At 70.4% G+C, this 15659-nt stretch carries 14 protein-coding genes and 1 rRNA gene; 9 read left to right on the plus strand and 6 right to left on the minus strand.

Translation table 11 applies throughout. From position 1 onward, the window contains the following. Positions 1-75: 75 nt before the first annotated feature. A complete protein-coding gene (gene pstS / locus ABZX30_RS02690) occupies positions 76-1203 on the minus strand; it encodes a phosphate ABC transporter substrate-binding protein PstS (protein WP_355927950.1) in 1128 nt (375 codons plus the stop codon). 294 nt (positions 1204-1497) lie between these two features. Between pstS and ABZX30_RS02695 the strand changes: the two genes are divergently transcribed. Next, on the plus strand, positions 1498-3084 hold the full coding sequence (locus ABZX30_RS02695) for an FAD-binding oxidoreductase (RefSeq protein ID WP_355927886.1): 1587 nt from the start codon (positions 1498-1500) through the stop codon (positions 3082-3084). Positions 3085-3153: 69 nt separating this feature from the next. Here ABZX30_RS02695 and ABZX30_RS02700 read toward each other — a convergent pair whose 3' ends face one another. The 3 genes from ABZX30_RS02700 to ABZX30_RS02710 all read right to left on the minus strand — a co-directional run bounded on the left by ABZX30_RS02700 (position 3154) and on the right by ABZX30_RS02710 (position 6086). Then, a complete protein-coding gene (locus ABZX30_RS02700) occupies positions 3154-3864 on the minus strand; it encodes a phosphatase PAP2 family protein (RefSeq protein ID WP_355927889.1) in 711 nt (236 codons plus the stop codon). 224 nt (positions 3865-4088) lie between these two features. Continuing rightward, entirely contained in the window at positions 4089-5090 is a 1002-nt protein-coding gene (locus ABZX30_RS02705) for a bifunctional lytic transglycosylase/C40 family peptidase (RefSeq protein ID WP_355927892.1), read from the minus strand. 192 nt (positions 5091-5282) lie between these two features. Then, entirely contained in the window at positions 5283-6086 is an 804-nt protein-coding gene (locus tag ABZX30_RS02710) for a trypsin-like peptidase domain-containing protein (protein ID WP_355927894.1), read from the minus strand. 342 nt (positions 6087-6428) lie between these two features. Here ABZX30_RS02710 and ABZX30_RS02715 point away from each other — a divergent pair, with 342 nt between their 5' ends. The 8 genes from ABZX30_RS02715 (at position 6429) to ABZX30_RS02750 (ending at position 14761) form a co-directional block, all read left to right on the plus strand. Next, positions 6429-6671 carry a DUF397 domain-containing protein gene (locus tag ABZX30_RS02715; RefSeq protein ID WP_355927897.1) on the plus strand — a complete coding sequence of 81 codons (243 nt, stop codon included), beginning with the start codon at positions 6429-6431 and terminating at the stop codon, positions 6669-6671. A gap of 19 nt (positions 6672-6690) precedes the next feature. Then, positions 6691-6939: a hypothetical protein gene (locus ABZX30_RS02720; RefSeq protein ID WP_355927900.1), complete on the plus strand. Its 249-nt coding sequence runs from the start codon at positions 6691-6693 to the stop codon at positions 6937-6939. A 633-nt stretch (positions 6940-7572) separates the two neighbouring features. After that, positions 7573-7881, plus strand: coding sequence for a hypothetical protein (locus ABZX30_RS02725; RefSeq protein WP_014673544.1), 309 nt, complete (start codon positions 7573-7575; stop codon positions 7879-7881). 184 nt (positions 7882-8065) lie between these two features. Continuing rightward, positions 8066-8887, plus strand: a complete 822-nt coding sequence (locus ABZX30_RS02730) for a hypothetical protein (RefSeq protein ID WP_355927903.1) — start codon at positions 8066-8068, stop codon at positions 8885-8887. Further along, complete coding sequence (locus tag ABZX30_RS02735; RefSeq protein WP_355927905.1) at positions 8877-10205, plus strand: hypothetical protein; 1329 nt, start codon at positions 8877-8879, stop codon at positions 10203-10205. Before ABZX30_RS02730 ends, ABZX30_RS02735 begins: the two co-directional genes overlap by 11 nt. Next, on the plus strand, positions 10202-11761 hold the full coding sequence (locus ABZX30_RS02740) for an SCO6880 family protein (protein WP_355927908.1): 1560 nt from the start codon (positions 10202-10204) through the stop codon (positions 11759-11761). Before ABZX30_RS02735 ends, ABZX30_RS02740 begins: the two co-directional genes overlap by 4 nt. Positions 11762-11775: 14 nt before the next feature. Continuing rightward, entirely contained in the window at positions 11776-13200 is a 1425-nt protein-coding gene (locus ABZX30_RS02745) for an ATP-binding protein (protein WP_355927909.1), read from the plus strand. Positions 13201-13294: 94 nt separating this feature from the next. Continuing rightward, on the plus strand, positions 13295-14761 hold the full coding sequence (locus ABZX30_RS02750) for a type IV secretory system conjugative DNA transfer family protein (protein ID WP_355927953.1): 1467 nt from the start codon (positions 13295-13297) through the stop codon (positions 14759-14761). Between the two features lie 4 nt (positions 14762-14765). Here ABZX30_RS02750 and ABZX30_RS02755 read toward each other — a convergent pair whose 3' ends face one another. Both ABZX30_RS02755 and rrf read right to left on the minus strand, forming a co-directional pair. After that, complete coding sequence (locus tag ABZX30_RS02755) at positions 14766-15317, minus strand: GNAT family N-acetyltransferase (RefSeq protein ID WP_355927911.1); 552 nt, start codon at positions 15315-15317, stop codon at positions 14766-14768. Between the two features lie 68 nt (positions 15318-15385). Then, positions 15386-15502, minus strand: a 5S ribosomal RNA gene (rrf, locus tag ABZX30_RS02760). Between the last annotated feature and the right edge of the window lie 157 nt (positions 15503-15659).

The following is a 15659-nucleotide window of genomic DNA, read 5'->3' on the forward strand; positions in this document are numbered from 1 at the left end:
GGGGCGCCCGGCTCCTGGCGGCGGTGCACCGGACGGTGCGGTCCGGCCCCGGACGGGGACCGGACCGCACTCAGGTCAGCTCAGGCCCTCGATGGTGGTGCGGACCTTGGAGATGATCGCGTCGGGGACGGGGGCGTAGTCGATCCCGGACAGGACCTTCTGGCCGTCCTCGCTGGCGATGTAGCGGAGGAAGGCCTTGGTGGCGGGCAGGGTGTCCGCCTTGTTGCCCTTGTCGCAGACGATCTCGTACGTGACCAGGGTGATCGGGTAGGCGCCCTCGGCCTTGGTCTTGTAGTCCAGCTGGAGCGAGAGGTCCTTGCCGGTGCCGACGACCTTCGCGGCGGCGATGTCGGCGGTGGCGGACTCGGTGCTGGGTGCGACCGGCTTGCTGGCACCGGTGTCGATGGAGACGGCCTTGACGCCGTCCGCGACGTAGGACAGCTCGAAGTAGCCGATGGCGCCGGAGGTCTGCTTCACCTGCTGGGCCACACCGGCGGACTGCGGAGCGGACTGGCCGCCCTTGGCCTGCCAGGCCTTGCCGCCGGAGTACTTCCAGTTGTCCGGGGTGGTGGCGATCAGGTACTTGGTGAAGTTGTCCGTCGTGCCCGACTCGTCGGAGCGGTGGAACGCCTGGATCTTCAGGTTCGGGAGCTTCGCGTCGGGGTTCAGCTTCTTGATCGCCGCGTCGTTCCAGTTGGTGATCTTGCTGTCGAAGATCTTGGCGAGGGTCGGGGCGTCCAGGACCAGGTTGTCGACACCCGGGACGTTGTAACCGACCGCGATCGGGCCGCCGACCATCGGCAGGTCGATGCCCTGACCGCCGGAGCAGACCTTCTTGGAGGCCGTGACCTCTTCGGGCTTGAGCGCGGAGTCGGAACCGGCGAAGGCGACCTGGCCCTGCGTGAACGCGGTGACACCGGCGCCGGAGCCGCCGCCCTTGTAGTTGATCTGCACGCCGCAGGCCTGGGAGAAGCTCTTCACCCACGCGTCGATCGCGTTCTTCTGCGCGGAGGAGCCGTCGGCGAGGAGCTGGCCCTTGGCGTCGTCACACTTGATCGAGCTGGCGTTCGCCGTCGACGAAGAACCGTCGCTCGCCTTCTTGCCCGTGTCGTCCGAGCCGCACGCCGTCAGGGCCAGGGCGCCGGAGACGGCCACAGCACCGAGGGAAAGGGCGCGAAGCCGGTTCTTGCGCTGAAGCTTCACTTTCGGGAGTTCCTTCCAGGAGCCGCCACCGTCGGCGGCGTGCGAGGTCGAGAAGTACGGCAGCGCGTCCACAAGGCCGCACTCCGCACCGGGTACGGCCGAAATTAGGCAGAACAGGTGAAGCCGCCGATGGCCGGAAGTGAACGGGGAGTGAACCCCTGCCGTCGGCCCGGTGAGGTCACGGAACGCTCACGGACAGGGCACACGACGGTACCGGCCGGCCGGATCACGTACCGTGCAACCTTTGGCCCCAGGGCGCCGTCTCGTTCCACAGGAGCGAGGAAAGGCACGGGCATGGAGCGACGTACGTTCATCTCAGGCGGCGCGGCGACGGTGGCCGCGGTCGCGGTGGGCGGCTGCAAGGGGAGCGGAGGCCCCGCCGCCGGACCCGCGACGCGCACGTCGGCCCCGTCGGCCACGACGCTCACGACGGCCTCGTCCGGTACACCGATGAAGACCACCGGCGCGGCCGTCGCCGCGAACTGGGCGGCCCTCGCCCGCGACCTCGACGGCACCCTGGTCCGCCCCGGCGACGCGGCCTGGAAGACCGCCCACCAGCTGTACAACACCCGCTTCGACGGCCTGAAACCCGCCGCCGTCGCCTACGTCGCCCACGCCGACGACATCCGGACGACGCTGGCCTACGCCCACGCCCACGGCATACGCGTGGCGATACGCAACGGCGGCCACTCCTACGCGGGCTGGTCCTCCGGCGACGGCCGCCTCGTGGTCGACGTCGCCAAGCTGAACCGGATCCGGGTCAGCGGCCAGGAGGCGGTGGTCGGCGCCGGCTCCAAACTGATCGACGTCTACCGCGCGCTCGGCGCCAAGGGCGTGACGATCCCCGCCGGCTCCTGCCCCACGGTCGGCGTCTCCGGCCTGGTCCTCGGCGGCGGACACGGCGTCGCCTCCCGCGCGTACGGCCTGACCTGCGACAGCCTCACCCAGGCGACCCTCATCACGGCGAACGGCAAGCAGATCACCGCCAACGCCACCAGCCACAAGGACCTCTTCTGGGCCCTGCGCGGCGCCGGCAACGGCAACTTCGGCGTCGTCACGGAACTCCACTTCAGGACCCACCCCGCCCCCCAGGCCGTCACCGGATACCTGACCTGGCCCTGGGCGAAGGCCGCCGCGGTGGTCAAGGCCTGGCAGGAGTGGGGCCCGGGCCAGCCCGACGAGATCTGGTCGGCCCTGCACCTGTCGGCCTCCCCCGGCCGCACCCCCTCGGTCTCCGTGGCCGCCTTCTCCATGGGCACCTACGGCGAGCTCAAGAACGCGGTGGACCGCCTGGCCGACCAGGTGGGCGCGGGCGCGTCCAGCGTCTCCCTGCGCCGCCGCGGCTACGAGGAGGCGATGGAGGGCTACGCGAACTGCTCCAGGTTCGCCACCGACGCCCAGTGCCACCTCCCCGGCTCGACTCCCGGCCGCTCCCCGCAGGGCGCCCTGGGCCGCGAGACGTACGCCGCCCGCTCCGACTTCTTCGACCGCTCCCTGACGGCGGCCGGCATCCAGAAGCTGCTGGCCCAGCTGACCTCGGTGCGGGGCGGCGCGGGCAGCATCGACCTCACCGCCCTCGGCGGTGCCGTCAACCGCGTCTCCCCCACCGCCACGGCCTTCGTCCACCGCCGCTCCCGGGTGCTGGCGCAGTACATCGCCTCCTGGGGCGCGGGCTCCTCCGGCACGACGGCCCAGTCCTGGCTCACGTCGGCCCACAACGCCATGCGGCCCTACGCGTCCGGCGCGGCCTACCAGAACTACACCGACCCGACGCTCACCGACTGGCGCAAGGCGTACTACGGCGACGCGGCCACGCGGCTGGCCCAGGTGAAGAAGAGCTACGACCCGGAGAGGTTCTTCAGCTACCCGCAGGGGCTGTAGACCGGGGACCGCGGACCGGGGGCGACGCATGGGGGCGGCGGCCGCACGCCCCGCACGGGTGCGGGGAACCTACGCGGCGAGATCCCGCTCCTCCGCGGCCACGGCCTTCCGCGAACCGGGCACGAGCGCGTCCCCGCCCGCGGCACCGGCTGATCGCCGCCGGACGACCCACCCCACCCGGGGCGACCGCTCCACGGCCCTCATCACCGGCGTGAGCAGAGCCATCGCCACCGGGGACAGCAACAGCGCCACCGCGGTCCCGAGCGCGAACCCCCCGACCACGTCGGTCGGGTAGTGCACGCCCATGTACACCCGGCAGAACCCCTCGAACAGCGCCAGCCCGATCCCGACGAGCCCGAACTTCCGGTGGGCGACGAACAGCCCGACGGCCATGGCCATGGTCAGCGTCGCGTGATCACTCACGAACGAGTAGTCGGTCTTGCCGGAGACGAGGACGTCCAGCCCCTGGTGGTCGACGAACGGACGGGGCCGCTCCACGAATCCCCGGATGGGCACGTTCACCAGCACGGCGATCCCGGCGGCCAGCGGCGCCCACACCAGTCCGGCGACGGAGGCGGCCGCCTCGTCCCCGCCGGCGGCGCGCCTCCGCACGGACCACCAGCACCACACCACCAGCAGCACCATGGCGAGCAGCAGCCCGTACTCACCCACGAACTCCATCAGCCGGTCGACCCACCCGGGCGCGCCCTTGGCCAGTCCGTTGATGTCGTACAGCAGGTCGACGTCGGGGTTCGAACCGGAATCGGCGAGTACAGCCATGGTGCTGCGGCCCCTTCGTCGCTCTCCGGGCGCACCTGGCGTGCGCCGCTCCTACCCACCCCCGTGGATTCGTAGATCCGCTTCCGCTGTACTGACGTCCGCTCGGCTACGTCAACAGGAACGCACGTCCCCCGCCATAACGTTCCACTCTCCACCGAATGATCACTCAGACGTTATCGAAGAGAGACTCATAGCCGCAGCTCAGGGGGCGGGTTCACGCTCAGTCACACCGTGGTGGGGAGTGCTTTCGCGCCATCCTCGGTTACCCGGGTGGCACCGAAGTAGTCAGGGGTGTCGATGGGGTCGAACCGGATGACAGCCCCCGTCCGCGGCGCGTCGATCATGTACCCGCCCCCCACGTAGATCCCCACGTGCCGGATGGCCCGGGAGTCGGTCAGATCATCGGAGAAGAACACCAGATCGCCCGGCAGCAACTCCTCCCGCTTCGGGTGCGGCCCCGCGTTGTACTGATCGTTGGCGACGCGCGGCAGCGTGACCCCGACGCTCTCGTACGCCGCCTTGGTCAGCCCGGAGCAGTCGAACCGTCCTCCCTGCTCAGCGGTGCCTTCGCCACCCCACAGGTAGGGCGTCCCGAGCTTCTTCTGCGCATACGCGATGGCACCGGCGGCCTGCCGGCTGGGGTCGACCCGGGTGACGGGAGCGGCGAAGCTCTGCTCGAGCGTGCTGATCGTCTTCACGTAGTTCCGGGTCTCCGCGTACGGCGGCACGCCCCCGTACTTGATGACCGCGTAGGCACCCGCGTTGTAGGCGGCGAGCATGTTGTCGGAGATGTCGCCGGGCACGTCCTTCACGTACGAGGCGAGCTGGCAGTCGTACGAGGCGGCCGATGGAATCGCGTCATTCGGGTCCCACACGTCCCGGTCCCCGTCCCCGTCGCCGTCGATACCGTGCGTGGCCCACGTCCCGGGGATGAACTGCGCTATCCCCTCCGCCTTCGCCGGGCTCCTGGCGTTCGGGTTGAATCCGCTCTCCTGGTACAACTGGGCGCCGAGCAGAGCCGGGTTGAGAGCAGGGCAGAGATTGCCCCACTTCTGGACGAGCGTCTGGTACGCGGCCGGCACCGCCCCCTTGGCCAGCGCGACGGCCCCGCCGCGGACCCCGTTGACGAGGTTCCCGGCGACGACGTACACCCCGACCACGAGCAGCATGACGAAGCTCAGCCCGACCCCGGTCGCGGCCGCACCGACCACCCATACTTTCCGCACGGCTCAACCCTCCCCCATCCGAGCCCGCTTCAAGTCCGCTTCCGCCTCGAACCGGCCGACTCGGCCAGCTTTTCGGCCTATTCGCGCCACCGAGATCGTCAGGGTACGTGAAGCGGCCTCACCCGGGGAGGGACCTGACCGTCCCTCAGCAGGCCGGCGCGCACGGACGGCGCCGCACCCCGCCCGCCCCGCTCACGGATCGCTCACGGATCGCCCGCGGACGCCCGCGGCGTCCCGGTAGAGCTCGGCCGCCTCCGCTCCCAGCACCACGCTGTACGAGACGTCGGCCGTCGTCCCGCCCTGGTCGTGGCCGCCCAGGATTCCCACCACGTCGTGGTCCCCGTTCACCCAGGGGCTGCCGCTGGTCCCGCCGGTGAAGTCGGGGCAGGTGATGCGCTGCTGGGTACCGCTGTGCGCGCGGGGCTTGTTGGTGCAGCTGATGGGGTTCTCCTGGGCGTTGGGATAGCCGGTGACCGTCACGGCGGTGGCCCCGGTCGCCGTCCGGGTGGCGAAGCCGTTGCCCCCGACGACGTCCTCGATCCGCTTGCCCCGTGCCCCGGCCGGCCCCGCCACGGTCGCGAAGGCCACGTCACTGTCCTCGTCCCGCCCCGTGGACCACCCGTCCGGCAGGAACCGCCGCTTCACCTTCCACACCCCGTACGGCGCCGTCCCGTCCCGGTAGCCCGGCACGAACACCAGGTCGCCGGCGTCGTCACCGTCCACACAGTGCGCGGCCGTGGCGATGAGGTCGCCCTGAGCGCTGTGCACGACCGAGGCCGTGCAGAAGTGGCCGCCGGCGAGCTTCCCGACCCGGTCCGCGCCGAAGAGCGCCCCCACTCTCACGCTCTCCCGGTTCGCCGCGGCCACGACGGTGACCGCGAAGGGCCCCGGCCCGTCGTCGGCGGCCGCCACGGAGGCCGACGTCAGCGCCAGCATCACCACGGCGCCGAGCAGAGCGGGACGTGAGGTGACCGAGACGCGTGAGGTGCGCTTCATCCGGCCCACTGTGTCCCACCAAGGTGAGAACCGGTCCCCGGCTTCTCTGAGTTTTGACTGTGAATCGCGTCCACCCCCGGCAAACGGCCCACGAAGCTCCACGCCCCGGGAGCTCCACGCCGCGGGAACTTGCGAGGACATCGGCGACACGGGTACCCGCCACGAGTCCGCGCAGGCCCGGACGAGACGCAGCCCACGTCCGCCCCGGGCGGGGATACGGTGGCCATGGAATCCTGCGGCCGGTCGCCGGAGCCCGTGACCCCGGCTCCAGGACCGGCCGGCCAGGGGCCGGTCAACCCCGGCCACGCCCTGCTCACCGCCCTCGAGAGAAGGAGCCGCGCGATGCCCGACCTGCCCGCCGACCTCACCTGGGAACGCGCCGCCCCGCCGGAGGCGACCGGTCCGGGGCCCTGGATCGAGATCGCCTTCGGCGAGGGGGACGACGGGGAGGCCCCCGTCTACATCCGCGAGACCGGCGACCCGGACAACGTGGTCACCACCAACCGCCGCAAGTGGGACGCCTTCGTGCTCGGCGTGCAGGCGGGCGAGTTCGACCACTTCGTGGAGGGCCTGGAAACCCGATAGGGCCAGGACGGGCGGGGGCGTGCCCTACGCCCGCCGTCCCGCCGACGCCGTCGACCGCTCCGTCGGGTCCTTCGAGCGGCTGGTCCAGGACGCGCAGGCGCGGGGCGAGATCGTCGTGGGCGACCCGGCGGTCATCACCGTCGTCGCCGGCGCGAGCATGCACGGGCTGGCCGCCTTCGCCGCCAACGGCACCATCCCGGCCGAACAGGTCGTGGGCATGCTGGACGGGCCCGTACACCACCTGCTGCACGGCCTCAAGCCCCGCTGAGCCCACGGCCCGCCCCGCGTCCCGGCCTCGCGGGCCCACGGACCGCCTGTGTCCGCGCTGTGCGCCCGGTCAAGCCCGGCGCCCGTTTCCGTAACGCGGCGGTCAGGATTGCGCCACCCGCCTTGTTGCCGCGCGCCCGACGAGCCATCGTCGTCGCGGGCCCAGCCGGCCGGACCTCCCCGTCGGGTCACGGGGAGCCGCCACGTGAGGGGGACGTGGGGTCCCCTCGGCGGCACGCGAAGAGGACGGGGCACGGCAGCCGGCCGCGCCCCGTCCTTCCGTGACCCGCCGGGCCCGGCCCCTGACGCCGCGTCGGCTGCGCCGTCGCCTCGGCGACCGCCGGGCCCCCCTCGTGAGAACATCGTGTCGGCACCTCACCCGACCAGCCGTCAGAAAACGTGCCAGGTCGTAGAGGAGCACAACGACGGAACCACACGACAGGTTCCGCTCAGGCCTCATTGCCCGGCGTGACCTGCCGTGATACACAGAGTAACCGTACGATGTATGCGTACGAAACCCGCCATTCAATGACGCCAAGTCGACATACGACGGCGACATTGTCGGCGACAATGAGGCCTGACCTCTGCACACCGCAGGGGACCGCGGAACTACCCACCAGGGGCGGTGACTTACATGCTCTTTGCGGCCGACAAGGGAGACATCAACACCATCATCGGCGGAATCGCTCCGGACTGGGGGCCTTTCGGCAGCCTGGGCAACGAAGCGAAGGTGATGATCGAGGTGGTGATGGCCGTCGCCATCCTGCTCTGTCTCGGCATCGCGGTCTGGGGCGCGGCCAAGCAGCGCATCGGTGCGACCGCCCTCCGGGACACCTTCAGCGCGGAGCAGGGCAAGGGCCTCATCATCGCCGGCCTGACGGGCGTCTTCATCATCGGCTCCCTGGGCACGCTGTTCACCATCGTGTACGGCATGGCCGTGTAGCGGCCCCTCTCCTCCAGTCCTCCGGGCACGCCCGGTCCCCACCACCCCACCCGCCCGTCGTGCCCACCGGCTGAGGTTGCGTTTCCCTGATGTCGAGTCAACACACCGCGCCCGCGCGGGAGCCAGCACGGCTAACGTCGTACATCTACGCGTTCCGGTACGAGGTCGAGGGGGCGTACGCGGCATGAGTCTCGGAGACGACCAGGGCTACGGCGGCGCGGGCGAGACCAGAACCCGGCTGCCCGAACGCGGCGGCGACCCCTACGGCGGCGCCCGCCGAGGCGGTCGGTCATCTTCCAGGAGCCTGGTCACGGTGGTCGGCGTCGTCGTCCTCCTCATCGCGGCGATCGCCTTCGCGAACCGGGGCGACGACAGTGCCTCCGGCGGCGGCAAGGGTTCCGGGGACAAACCGAAGGCGGCGGCGACAGCAGCGAGCGGCACCAAGCCGGTCCCCTCGAAGGCCGGGGGGATCCCTACGGGGTTCTCGCGGGATCAGCAGGGGGCGGAGAGTGCGGCGGCCAATTACGCTGTGACACTGGGGTCGACCGGCATGTTCAATGCAGACAGCCGCCACAGAATCGTCGAGGCTCTCTACACGCCGACCGCAGCAGCGAAGCTCCAAGGAGCAATGGACTCGGCATACTCAGCCAGTTTCCTCAGCAGGATGGGTCTCGACGCCAACGGCAACCCACCGCAGGGCAGCACCTTCGTGTCACGCACCATTCCAGTAGGCACCAAGACCGGGCAGCTCACCGAGAGCACCGCGGAAGTCTCGGTCTGGTACATGGGGCTCATCGGCATGTCGGGCGACAAGTCCACCGATCCGGTCACCTCAACCTGGAAGACGTGGACCTTCGACCTGCAGTGGGTCGACAACGACTGGAAGATCGTCACGGACAGCCAGAAAGACGGACCGGCGCCGGTCCCCGGGGACGACAAGGCCGCCAGCTCGGACCAAATCAGCAAGGCCATCGAGGAGTACGGAGGGTTCACTTATGCCCGGTAGCCCGCGCCGCGTACTCAAGGTCACCGGATTGGTGGTCGCCGTACAGACGACCGCAGTACTGCTTGCCAGCCGTGCCGCAGCGGCCCCCACTCCCGGCCCGTCCAAGAGCAGCGATCCCTGCGACTTGCTGATCGGCCCCGCCAAGCAGTACTGCGAAAAAGGCAGCGGCAGCTCCGGTGGCAAATCCGGCCTGACCACCGACAACCCCCTCACCGACACCCTCGACCCCCTCGCCTCCCTGGCCAAGGGCTGCGCGGATGCCGCCTCCTGGACCGTCGACAAGCTCAGTGACGCGGTGAAGGAGACGGCGAACGTCGACTTCACGAACCAGAAGTTCCTTCAGCAGTACGCGGTCGTCTTCGCGGCGTCGACGATCCTCACGCTGCTGCTGTGGCTGCTGGCCGTGGCCAAGCGAGCCGTACGCGGCGTCCCCATGACCACCGCCCTGTCGGAAGCCGTCGGATTCCTCTGGCTCACGGTCCTCGCGTCCGCGTTCACGCCGCTGATCCTGTACACGGTCGTATCGGCCACCGACGGAGTCACGGACGTACTGGCCAAGGCCACCGGCGACCAGACCGACACGTTCTTCGGCACGTTCTCCGGCGCCCTGGACAAGGGCAGCGACATCGGCGGCGGGCCGATCATGCTGATCGTGGTGTCCCTGGTCAGCATCCTCGCCGCCGGCGTCCTCTGGCTGGAGCTGGTGATTCGCGCCGCCCTGCTCTACGTCGGCGCCCTCCTCGGCACCGTCGTCTACGCGGGCCTGGTGGACAAGAACCTGTGGGGACACGTCCGCCGCTGGGCCGGGATCATGATCGCCGTCATCCTGGTCAAGCCGGTCATCGTCATAGTGCTGGGCCTGGCCGGGGCACTGTCCGGCGACAGCGGCCCGGACTCCTTCTCGGCCGTCGTGTCCGGCCTCGCCATCATCCTGCTCGCCATCTTCGCGAGCGCGATGATCTACCGCTTCGTCCCCGGCTTCGGCGACGAGATCGCGAGCGGCCGCAACAACCGCATCATGCAGGGCGCCGAGGGCAAGGCCGCCGCGGTCATCAGCTCCCCGGCGACCCTGGTCGCGCAGGGCATCAAGACGCACAGCACCCGCGCCGACAACAACGCGGGCGGCGGCCAGCCGTCCGGCGGCGCCGCCCGCCCGGCCAACCCGGCCTCCGGCGGCGTCGCCGCGCACAGCACCCGCTCCCCCGGCGGCGGAGCCGTGCCCTCCGCCGCGCCCGCGCCGCGCTCCCCCAGCCCGGCCAACACCCCGCACGCAGGCAACACCCGCAACAGCAACCGCTCGGGAGGTGAAGGGCGTTGACGACCGAGTCCCACCTGTCCCATCCGGTCACGCCCCGCCGTACGTATCTGATCGGCCGCGCCCGGCCGAACGGCATCATCGGCCGGAACCGCGAGTCCGGTGAGATCGCGCTGATCATCGCGGGCGCGTTCCTCGGCATGATGTGCGGCCTCCTCGTCCCGGTCCTGTCCCTGCGCATCGTGCTGCTGACGGGCTTTCCGATGCTGGCGCTGGCGGCGGTGTACGTGCCGTACAAGCGCCGCACCTTCTACAAGTGGTTCGAGATCAACCGCAGCTTCAAGCGCACCGTCAAGCGGGGCGCCGCCTACCGCTCCGGTGTGATGGAGGCCGGTACCGCCCTGGACGGGCGCGAGGTGGAGATCGGGCCGCCGCCCGGCATCGGCCGGATCACCTGGCTCGCCGCGCCGTTCGGGCCGGACGAGATCGCCGTACTGCTGCACGCCGACCGCAAGACCGTCACCGCCGCCATCGAGATCGAGGGCCCAGGCGTCGGCCTGCGCGACTCCGAGGACCAGGAGGCCCTGGTCGACCGGTTCGGCACGCTGCTGAAGCACGTGGCGAACGGCGACGGCTTCGTCACCCGCCTGCAGATGCTGGCCCGCACCCTGCCCGCCGACCCCGACGCGCACGCCAAGGACGTCACCCAGCGCGGGGACGAGCGGGCGCCGGGATGGCTCAGGGAGTCGTACGACCAGCTGCAGTCGATGGTGTCCACCAGCAGCGAGCAGCACCGCGCCTACCTCGTCGCCTGCATGCACTACACGCGCGAGCTGGCCGCCGAGGCGCAGGCCATGGCCCGGGCGGCGCGGCCGCAGGGCGGGCGGAAGCTGGACCGGGACGCCGGGCTCGCCGTCGTCATGGCGCGTGAGCTCACCGACATCTGCTCCCGGCTGCAGGAGGCCGACATCCGGGTGCGCCAGCCCCTCGGGCAGGGACGTCTGGCCTCCCTCGTCCACTCCATGTACGACCCCGACCACCCCATCGACCACATCCAGGCGATGACCACGCGCAACGCCTGGCCGGCCGAGCTGGACGCCATGGAGCCCACCTACCTCCAGGCGAAGACCCGGGAGTCCGCCACCCGCGCGCCCTGGTGCCACGCCACCGCCTGGGTGAAGGAGTGGCCGATGACCCCGGTCGGGGTCAACTTCCTGGCGCCCCTCCTCGTCCACACCCCGGACGTCATCCGGACCGTCGCCGTGACGATGGACCTCGAGCCCACCGAGATCGCCATCGAGCGCATGCTGACCGAGAAGACCAACGACGAGGCCGAGGCGTCCCGCGCCGCCAAGATGAACCGGACCGTCGACCCGCGCGACGTCGCCGCCCACAGCCGCCTCGACCAGCGCGGTGAGGACCTCGCCAGCGGCGCCGCCGGAGTGAATCTGGTCGGCTACATCACCGTCTCGTCGCGCTCCCCGGAGGCACTGGCCCGCGACAAGCGCACGATAAGAGCGTCGGCCGGAAAGTCGTACCTGAAGCTGGAATGGTGCGACCGCGAGCACCACCGCGCGTTCGTGAACACGCTCCCGTTCGCCACCGGAATCCGAAGGTAGGGGATGATGCGCTGATGCGGGACCCGCTGTCCGCCGTCACGGACGCCTTCACGTCCTTCCTGTTCGGGAAGGTCGAGACGACCCGGCTGCCGGTGCGTACCTCCACGGGCCAGGCCCAGGCGGTGTACCTGCCGACCGCCGCCCCGGGCCTCGGCGACTCCGGCGTCATCATCGGCCGCGAGGTGTACTCCGGGAAGGGCTACATCTACGACCCCTTCCAGCTGTACGGCCAGCAGCTCCCCGCCCCGCACTGGCTGGTCCTCGGTGAGTCCGGCAACGGCAAGTCGGCGCTGGAGAAGACGTACGTCCTGCGCCAGCTGCGCTTCCGCGACCGCCAGGTCGTCGTGCTGGACGCGCAGGGCGAGGACGGCGTCGGCGAGTGGAACCTCATCGCGGAGGAGCTGGGGATAACCCCCATCCGGCTGGACCCGACGGCTGCCCTGGACCACGGGATCCGGCTCAATCCGCTGGACCCCTCGATCACGACCACGGGTCAGCTGGCGCTGCTGCGGACCATCATCGAGGTCGCCATGGGGCACGGCCTCGACGAGCGTTCGGGCTTCGCGCTGAAGGTGGCGCACGCCTACGTCAACGAGACGATCGTCGAGCGCCAGCCGGTGCTGACCGACATCGTCGAGCAGCTGCGGCACCCGGAGCCGGAGTCCGCCGAGGCGATGAACGTCGCCATAGACGACGTAAGGGCCTGGGGCCTGGACGTGGCGCTGGTCCTGGACCGGCTCGTCGACGGTGACTTGCGCGGCATGTTCGACGGCCCGACCACGGTCGGCATCGACCTGGACGCCCCGCTGATCGTCTTCGACCTCTCCCACATCGACCGCAACTCCATCGCCATGCCCATCCTGATGGCGATCGTCGGCGTGTGGCTGGAGCACACCTGGATCCGCCCCGACCGGAAGAAGCGCATCTTCCTGGTCGAGGAGGCCTGGCACATCATCAACAGCCCCTTCGTGGCCCAGCTGTTCCAGCGGCTGCTGAAGTTCGGCCGGCGGCTCGGCCTGTCCTTCGTCGCGGTCGTCCACCACCTGTCCGACGTGGTGGACGGCGCGGCGGCGAAGGAGGCCGCGGCGATCCTGAAGATGGCGTCGACCCGGACGATCTACGCCCAGAAGGCCGACGAGGCGCGGGCCACGGGCCGGGTGCTGGGACTGCCCAGGTGGGCGGTGGAGATCATCCCCACCCTCACCCCCGGCATCGCCGTCTGGGACGTCAACGGCAACGTCCAGGTGGTAAAGCACCTGGTGACGGAGACGGAACGCCCGCTGGTCTTCACCGACCGCGCGATGACCGAGTCCTCCTTCGACCGGGCCGCCGACGACGCCCTGCGGGCCGCCGAACTGGAGGCTGAGCAGCGGGCGGCGGCCTTCGTGGAACAGCACATCGGCGATCTGGACGGGTCGTCGGAGTCTACGGTGGCGTAAGGGAGACGGCGTGAGACCCGACGACCGCGACCACGGGCGATACGACGACGGACGATACGACCACGGGCGAGGACAGCGGGGCGGCCAGGGCGGCATCCCGGACGGCCTGCTGATCGGCATCCTCGCCTTCCTGCTGGGCATGACCCTGCTGGTGTGGTCGGCCACGGGCCTCGCGGGCTGGTTCGCACGCGGCGCCTGGCCGTCCGGCGTCACCTTCACCGGTACCCCCGTGGCCATGCGCCACCTCATCGGCCGGCCACACGACCTGGCGGGCGCCTGGCCGGACACCCCGGCGGCACAGCTGTCGGGGTACGGACTGTTCTGGGGGCTGTTCATCGGTCAGCTGATGGTGCTGTTCGTGCTGACCGTGTTCGTGATCGGGACGGTCGCGCGGTGGCGGGCCGGCCGCGCCCGGAGGCGCTTCGAGAAGAGGACAGGGACAGGGACAGGGGCGGCAGCGGGTGCCACGGCTTCCCCGGCGCCGCCGGAGGTGCCGGTACCGGCACCGGCACATGCCGGGGTGCCCGAGGCGCTGCACGAGGTGCCCGCACCTCGTGGTGAGCCGGAGCCCGTGGAACCGCCCGTCCCCGTTGCAGGCGGTGAAGAGGCGGGAGGCTGGGGAACGGACCGTGCCGAAGGCGCGGTGCTGTACGGCGCGCCCCTCGCCCGCCAGGCCACCGCGATCCAGGCCATCCGCGACGCGGCAGGTCCTCTCGTCGTGGTCACCTCCGCCGCCGCCCTCTGGCAGCAGACCAAGGACGCGCGGGCCAAACTGGGCCCGGTCCTCCTCTACGATCCCACCCACCTCTGCGACACTCCGGCCCGACTGCACTGGTCCCCGGCCGCGGGCTGCCAGGACAAGCAGACGGCGGTACGGCGGGCGGCTGCCCTGCTCGCCCCGGTGAGGCCGACCGCCCGTCTGGACCAGGCGGTCAGCGACACCGCCGAGATCCTGCTGCGCAGCTACCTGCATGCCGCCGCTCTCGACAACCGCAGCATCCGCCACGTCCACCGGTGGGCCCAGGGCACGCAGGTCCAGGACGCGGTCCGCGCCCTGCGCACGAACCCCAAGGCGGCCCCCGGTGCCGCGGGCGAACTGGAGGCCGCGCTCACCTCGCACCCGGACCGTCGGGACATGGCCCACGAGCTGACGAGCCGTGCCCTGTCCGCGCTCTCCACGGTCAACATCCGCGAAGCCTGCACTCCCCACCGAACTGATGCCCTCGCCTTGGATTCTTTCGTCGACGAAGGGGGCACTCTTTATGTGGTCGGCAAATCCATCGAGGACCCCAGGACCGATCCCGGCGCCATGCCGCTCCTGACGGCCCTCGTCTCCAGCGTGGTCGAGCACGGCCGGCACATGGCCGAACGGTCATCCTCCGGTCGGCTCGACCCACCACTGACCCTGGTCCTGGACGACATCGCGGCCGTGGCCCCGTTCCCCCGGCTCCCGGACCTGCTGTCCACGGGCGCGGACCACGGCCTGCCGACCCTGGCCCTGCTCCGCTCCCGCGAACAGGCCCGCAGCCGCTGGCCGCACGACGAGCTGCCCGTCGTCTAGCCCCTCAGCTTGCGTCCCGCTCGAGGACGTACTCCAGCTCGGTCTCCCCCGGTGTCTGCTCCAAGGGCACGACGACCCCGCTGGGTGCGAATCCGACCTTGCGGTAGAGCCTCTGGGCGCGCTCGTTGTCCTCGTGCACGATCAGCCGAACGCGTTCGGCGCCCATCCCCCAGGCCCACTCCACGCCGGCGTCGAAGAGTACTTCCGTCAGACCGATCCCCCGGCACTCGGGCCGCACGAACACTCCGACGACATGCCCCTGCCTCCGGTCGACGGGAAAACCGGCCCAGTCTTTCGTGCCTGCCTCTTCCACCAGAACGGTCAAGGTCCCGACCCACTGCCCGTCCGGCCCCTCGGCGATGATCTGCTGGGCCGCGGTCGCACCCTCCGCGGCTCGTTCAGCCCGCTCCTGCCAGAAGGAATCCGGCTTCGCCCGGGCTTCCTCGTACGTCTCCAGGAAGGCGAGGTGCGCGACCGGGTCCTGGAGCGCGAGCAGTCGCAGCGCCTTGACGGCCGGCCATTCGTCGGCGCGTATGGAGCGGATGACGTAGTTCATGTGCCTCACAGTAGCCGGAAACGCAAAAAGGCCCACACCATTTAGGTGTGGGCCTTTTTTGAAGAATTGTTCGGCGGTGTCCTACTCTCCCACAGGGTCCCCCCTGCAGTACCATCGGCGCTGTGAGGCTTAGCTTCCGGGTTCGGAATGTAACCGGGCGTTTCCCTCACGCTATGACCACCGAAACACTATGAAACTGACAACCAGACCATGCGTGGCACATGGGGCTGTTCGTGGTTTCAGAACCAACACAGTGGACGCGAGCAACTGAGGACAAGCCCTCGGCCTATTAGTACCGGTCACCTCCACCAGTTACCTGGCTTCCAGATCCGGCCTATCAAC

The organism is Streptomyces sp. NPDC004542, from assembly GCF_040610035.1.
In the GTDB taxonomy this organism is placed as follows: domain Bacteria; phylum Actinomycetota; class Actinomycetes; order Streptomycetales; family Streptomycetaceae; genus Streptomyces.

Excerpts from the sequence above, each read along its gene's own strand:
- ABZX30_RS02695 (WP_355927886.1), top strand. The coding sequence starts at position 1,498 with ATGGAGCGACGTACGTTCATCTCAGGCGGCGCGGCGACGGTGGCCGCG.
- ABZX30_RS02700 (WP_355927889.1), bottom strand. The coding sequence starts at position 3,864 with ATGGCTGTACTCGCCGATTCCGGTTCGAACCCCGACGTCGACCTGCTG.
- ABZX30_RS02710 (WP_355927894.1), bottom strand. The coding sequence starts at position 6,086 with ATGAAGCGCACCTCACGCGTCTCGGTCACCTCACGTCCCGCTCTGCTC.
- ABZX30_RS02715 (WP_355927897.1), top strand. The coding sequence starts at position 6,429 with ATGCCCGACCTGCCCGCCGACCTCACCTGGGAACGCGCCGCCCCGCCG.
- ABZX30_RS02725 (WP_014673544.1), top strand. The coding sequence starts at position 7,573 with ATGCTCTTTGCGGCCGACAAGGGAGACATCAACACCATCATCGGCGGA.
- ABZX30_RS02730 (WP_355927903.1), top strand. The coding sequence starts at position 8,066 with ATGAGTCTCGGAGACGACCAGGGCTACGGCGGCGCGGGCGAGACCAGA.
- ABZX30_RS02735 (WP_355927905.1), top strand. The coding sequence starts at position 8,877 with ATGCCCGGTAGCCCGCGCCGCGTACTCAAGGTCACCGGATTGGTGGTC.
- ABZX30_RS02745 (WP_355927909.1), top strand. The coding sequence starts at position 11,776 with ATGCGGGACCCGCTGTCCGCCGTCACGGACGCCTTCACGTCCTTCCTG.
- ABZX30_RS02755 (WP_355927911.1), bottom strand. The coding sequence starts at position 15,317 with ATGAACTACGTCATCCGCTCCATACGCGCCGACGAATGGCCGGCCGTC.